Annotated in this window: 3 protein-coding genes; 1 reads left to right on the forward strand and 2 read right to left on the reverse strand. The window is 71.1% G+C overall.

Translation table 11 applies throughout. The features are described 5' to 3' along the window. Nucleotides 1–47: 47 nt before the first annotated feature. Entirely contained in the window at nt 48–2351 is a 2304-nt protein-coding gene (locus ACWD3D_RS32350; RefSeq protein ID WP_451464295.1) for an esterase-like activity of phytase family protein, read from the reverse strand. A gap of 251 nt (nt 2352–2602) precedes the next feature. Beyond that, on the reverse strand, nt 2603–4684 hold the full coding sequence (locus ACWD3D_RS32355; protein WP_451464297.1) for a glycosyl hydrolase family 28-related protein: 2082 nt from the start codon (nt 4682–4684) through the stop codon (nt 2603–2605). A gap of 320 nt (nt 4685–5004) precedes the next feature. On the opposite strand from ACWD3D_RS32355, the gene ACWD3D_RS32360 reads away from it, so the two are divergent. Then, nucleotides 5005–5838 (forward strand): siderophore-interacting protein, encoded by an 834-nt coding sequence (locus ACWD3D_RS32360; RefSeq protein WP_451464296.1) that lies wholly within the window; start codon nt 5005–5007, stop codon nt 5836–5838. Nucleotides 5839–5975: the final 137 nt, after the last annotated feature.

Here is a 5975-nt window from a genome sequence, read left to right on the forward strand (position 1 = left end):
GCCCCGGTTCCGGAGAACCGGGGCAGCCCCGCCTTCCGCCGTGCGGATCAGTCCCGCCCGAAGACCTTCCGGCCCGACCCCAGCCGCAGGAACACCGTCTCGCCCGTGGCGTCCGCGAGGCCGTCGTTGTCGGTGAGGGCGTAGACCTGCCCGTCGGTGCCCACGGTCAGCCCTTCGAGCTTCTCCTGGGTCCAGCCGTTCGTGGCCCGGAGTTCGGGCAGCACGTCCTTGGCGAGGGTCTTGGGGAGTACCTTCAACTCGCCTGCCGCAGACGCCGACTTGGGCAGCTTCACGGTGTAGATCCGCTTGATCGCGGCGGCGGGTCCGTTGAGCTTGTCGCGCTCGATCAGCGCCAGCTTGTCGCCGACCACGGTGATCTCGGAAAGACCGATCCAGTCGCCCGGGGTGGTCGTGGTGCCGAGCTGGTACCCGTACCAGCTCCAGGTTCCGGCCTGTACGTCGTACCTGCCGAGGCGGACGACTCCGGTGGGGTCGCCCTTGACCTCGCGTTGCAGAGTGGCCCAGACGATCTCGTGGCCCTGGCGGTCGGTGGTGGCGGTGACGCCTTCGAAGCCCTGCTTCGTCAGCCCCGCGGCGACGTCCGCCGGGAGCGGGACGATCTGGCGGGTGGTGCCGTCGCGGTCGAGGCGTACCAGCTGGTTGCCGGCGCCCGTGGCGCCCTCCACCGCAAGCCAGAACCCGCCCTGCGGGCGGGCGTAGAGGCCTTCGGCGTCGTAGCCGACCGGCTTGCCGGTCGCGTCCTTGACGGGGAGGGCGCGGGTGATGACCGCCGGCCGGCGGGCCGTGTCGATGGTCATGATCCGGGTGAGGGAGTACGCCGCGTCGGTCACGGTGTACAGCTCGTGCGGCTTGCCGGGGACGGCCGAGAGGGCGCCGAGCGCGCCCCAGCCGATGGGTGCGCCGGTGGAGTCGTCGGCGGAGAGGATGCTCGGGAACGCCGGTGTCCCCTCGCCCAGCCGGAAGAGGCTGACGGAGGCCCGTACGTTGACCGAGGCGTCGTCCTCCTCGCTGGAGACCGCGAGGAGGTCCCGGGACGGGATCGGCAGCAGGCCCTCGGGGCCGTTGGTGGTGGGCAGGATCTGCCGGAAGACCGGGGCGGTCGGGTGGGTCAGGTCGTAGACGGCGACGAAGTTGCTCCGCTCCGAGCCCACGAAGGCGTAACGGACCCCGTGGTAGGTGGCGACCACCACGCCCTCGGGTTCGGTGCCCTTCTTCGCGGAGCGGTCCTCGTCGTGGAGGCCGTAGCGGACGGCGAGCCGCTCGAAGGTGTTGCCCGCGTCCCACGCGACCTTCCCGCTGCGGCTGTCGAAGACGGACCAGCCGCGGGTGCCGCCCTTCCAGTCGCCCTCGTTGGCGGTCGCCAGGTAGCGGTCGTCGACCCAGCCGACGGCGTCGGGCTCGCGCGGTACGTCGGTGATCGAACCGGTCTGGTCGATCACGCCGTCCTTGACGGTGTCGATGCCGGTGACCGTATCCGTACCGGCGCTGAACGCCTTGGTGATCCGGCCGGTCGGCAGGTCGACCAGGGCGATGCCGTTGTTCTCCTGGAGAGTGACCGCGAGCTGGTTCCGGCTGTTGACGGAGACGTACTCCGGCTCCGGGTCGGTCGGTTCGGCGATGCCGGCGGCGGCCAGCACGGGGAGCGCGCTGCCGTCGGGGCGGGTGAACGGCACCGCGCGGGTGCTCCACTGCTGCGGCGAGCCGCCCTTGAGGTCCACGATCTGCACGAACCCCGCCGGGGCCTGCGGAAGGTCGCCCTCCTCGCCGCCGGGCGGGGTCGCCTCCTCGTCGCGCTCGTTCTCGATCGCGACGGCCGCGTACCGCCCGTCCTTGGTGATCGCGATGGAGTCCGGCTGGCCGCCCAGGTCGAAGCTGGTGACCCGGTGGCGGTCGCGCAGCGAGATGACGTCGAGGCGGCCGGACGGCTGGGTGAAGGAGGCACTGGTGTTGACCACGACGAGGACGTACGGGCCGACCACGGCGACGGAGGTGGGCTCGTCCTCGGCGTCGCCGAGCTCGGCCGGCGAGAGCGTGCCGAGTCCGCGTGGCGTGCCGGGGTCACTGATGTCGAGGAAGCCGATGCGGCGGGCGAGCGCGTCGGTGTAGACCAGGGTCCGGCCGTCCTCGCTCGTCGCGGAGATCTCGGCGACGGTGGCCGTGGCCGGGTCCTCGCCCGCGGGCCGGTTCTGGAAGACCGGGTACGTCGCGGCGCGCTGGAAGGCGAGCGGCGCTGCGGGCTTCTGGTGCGCGCTCGCCGCGCCCGTGCCGGCCAGCAGGCCACCGGCCACGACCAGGGCGCCGAGTGCGGCGTACGTTCTCTTCGGGGCCATCTGTCCTCCGTTGCGCGACGGTGCACGGCGATCCACTGCTGCCGGACGGCCGCGATGGTCCCAGCTCCGGGCGAGCGGAAGGCGGCGGACTGGTGAACTCCGCGGAAAGGCCGGGTTCCGGACGCGCGCGGTGCGGGACCGGGGCACGGGGTCCGGCCCGGACATCGACTCCCCTTTTCTGCACGAGGAGTTGACGTCCGGGCCGCGACCGGAATCAGGGCGTGTATCGAGTGCGGGTCACCCCGCCCGGATCACCAGGCGGAGGGCGCCGGGGGCGCGACGACCGGCGGGCGGTCGTCGCAGGTGAGGGTGTTCGGCAGTTGCCAGGCGCCGAACCACGGCCCGGTGGTGCCGCCGCCGTCGTTGCCGCCGAGGTCGTCGAGGGCGAACTCCGATCCCGTGGCGGGGAAGTTGAAGGAGCCGCAGTTGTTGATGCCGACCGCGCCGACGTTGCGGGCGTCCACGTTCTCGAAGGACGCCGAACCGGCGGCCCGGGCGCTGACCACCGAAGTTCCGGTGCCGTCGACCCTCACGTCCTTGAAGTGCACGCCGCTGATCTTGTACGTGTCCTTGACCGGCCAGTCGGCGACCAGCATGACGGCGTTGTAGGTGCTGTCGAGATACCGGTCGCCGGTGACCCGGACGTCCGCGTCGATGTTCCGCTCCAGGGCGTAGAACCAGATGGCACCGAGCCCGATGTTCCAGTTCAGCTCGTACGTACCGGCGCGGACGGTGGTGTTGCCGGTGAAGTGGAGGTACCCGGCGAACGGTTCGGCGCCGAAGCGGGAGCCCACGTGCAGGGCGCTGCCCTCGCGGACGGGGTCGGCGACCAGGTTGTGGGAGACGGTGGTGTCCGAACCGCCGTAGATCGCGATGCCGTTGGCAAGGACCGGGGACTGCACGGTGTTGTGGTCGACGGTGTTGCGGGCGTCGCTCGTCTTCTCCGACCACAGGGCGAGGGCGTCGTCGCCGGAATTGCGCACGAAGTTGTTCCGTACGACGGAATCCGTCACGCCGGCATGGAAGTTGATGCCGTCGGCGATCTGGTCGGTGATGACGTTGTCGGTGATCCGCAGGTTCGACATGGGGCCGTCGAACCACATGCCGACCTTGGTGTGGTGGACGTAGAGGCCCTCGATCACGGAGTCGGTGAGCGCCCCGCCGACGCCGTTGACCTGGTCGGTGTCGATGCGCTCGCGTACGTCGCCCTCGATGGCGAAGCCCGAGAGCCGGACGTGGCGGCTGCCGCCGTCGGCGGCGTCCTTGCCGTAGAACCCGACCCCGGTGTGCACGGAGCCGTCGTCGGCCGGTGTGTCCAGGGCGACTTGGCGTCCCTTGATGGTCGTGTACCAGCTTCCGGCGCCCTCGATCGTGACGTCGTCCACCAGGATGTGCCGGTTGACCTGGTAGGTACCCGGCGGGATGTAGACGGTGAGGTGCGCGCCCCGGGCGAAGGCGATGGCGCGGTCGATCGCGGCGGCCGAGTCCTTCCGGCCGGTCGGGTCGGCGCCGAAGGCGAGCACGTTCGCCGCGAGCGGCAGGATGCGCGGCAGGGCCACGAGCTGGGAGTCGAGGACGTCGACGGTCGTCGTCACCGCCCCGGCGCGCTCGGGTACGGACAGCCGGACGGTGTCGCCCGCCCGGTACGTCCGGCCCAGCGCGAGGCGCTGCTCGTCGTAGAAGTGACTGGGCCGGAACGGCTTGTCGATCACCGGGACGGGGCTGGTGGCGGCGGGTACGCACCCGCACTCCGTGATCCACCAGTCCTCGTGCAGCAGACCGGCGTTCGGGTCGTTGGAGAACGGATACTGGTTGTACAGCCAGGAGTACTGGGACGTCAGTGTGAGCGTCTTCCGGGTCGTCGGGAGGGCCGCCGTCCGCCCCCGTCCGGCCGGGGCCGCCGTCACGTCGAGCGGCGCGGTGATGCCGCCGCCGTCCGGCGCGTCCGGGATGCTGTACCGCACGGTGATCGCGTTGGCCGCGCTCGGCAGCGTGAACTCGACGTACTGGCCCGGCTCCAGGGTCACCGCCCGCCGCCCGGACGCCTCCGCCGGGAGGGTGTACGCGCTCCGGTCGGGCCCGATGACCTTCCCGTCGGTGACCGCGTTCTCCGCCTCCTGCTCGACGAACCCGAGTTCCGCGCCCGCGCCGGCGACCAACGAGGGGTCCAACCCGGCCCGGGTCACCACGGGTTGCGCCGTGCCGCCCGCACGGGGGCTGATGGCGGTGTCCGCCCGGGCCGTCGCACCGCCGCCGAGCCCGAGGCAGATCCCCGCCGCGGCGACGGCCGCCACGGTTCTCCGTCCCACCCTTGCCGTACCGCTCCGTGCCATGCGTGCCATCCCCAGCTCGATTCTCGTGTCGGGCGCGAACCGCCCTGGACGTTCGAGGCGGAGCGGGCGTCGTGAGGTGAGGTGACAGTAAGGACCCCGCACGGGCGGCCACAAGGCTCGTGCGAGAGGTTTTCCCTTGCTTTCTCGTCAAAAGAGCGATGCTCTATAGATTTTTTGCAGCACTTCGATCGTTCGTTGCAGGTGGGCGGGGCGAGCGAGGTGCGGGAACGAGACCCGGGAGCGGCACACGGAGGTGCCGGACGCATGAAAACGCGCCGGCCACCTGTTGACGCCTAGTTAACTTAGGCTAACCTTCCTTCGTGGCGAAAACTCCCAGGCTCATGCCGAAGCATCCCGTTCTGTTCCGCGGCGAAGTGGTCCGCAGTGAGCGTTTCTCCCCGTCGATGCAGCGGGTGACGATCACCGGCGCCAACCTCGGGGACTTCCCCTGGCTGGGGTACGACCACTGGTTCCGCCTCTTCCTGCGCCAACCGCACCAGGTGGAGTTCGTCATGCCCGAGCTCGCCGGCGCCAAGCGCTGGTGGGACCCGTACTACGCCCTCCCCGAGGACGTACGGCCACACTGCGCCAACTACACGGTGGCCGACTTCCGCCCCGAGGCGGCCGAGATGGACATCGACTTCGTGGTGCACTCCGGGCCGGAGGGCGAGCCCGAAGGCGGTGCCGCGATCTGGGCGTGCGCGGCCCGGCCGGGCGACCCGGTCGCCCTGCTCGACCAGGGCCGCATCTTCGATCACCCGGACGACGCCACCGAGGTGCTCGTGGTCGCCGACGAGAGCGGCTTGCCGTCCACGGCCGGCATCCTCCGCTCACTCCCGCGCGACACCGTGGGCAGGGTCATCCAGGAGGTCCCCCTCGCCGAGGATCGCCGCCCGCTCGACGCGCCGCCCGGCGTCCTGGTGACCTGGGTCGTCCGCGACGACACGAGCGCGGTGCCCGGCGCCGCCGCCCTGGAGGAACTCCGCCGCCACGACATCGTGGACGCGGCCGGGTACGCCTTCGTCGTCGGCGAGTCCACCCTCGCCACCGAGGGCCGCCGCCACCTCGTCCGCGCGGGCCTCCCGAAGGACCGGATCACCTTCTCCGGCTTCTGGAAGAGCGAGAGGTCGGAGCGGGTCGCGCGCGTCGCCTGACCGACGAGCGAGGAACGAACACAGCGGGAGCGGGCCGCGCGAGGATCCTCGCGCGGCCCGCTCCCGCTGCCTGTCGGCGAAGATCAGTCCTTTTTGTCTTTGAGGCTTTTTGCGTGGGGCGGAATTGCCCGCGCGCC

Source organism: Streptomyces sp. NPDC002690 (assembly GCF_053592415.1).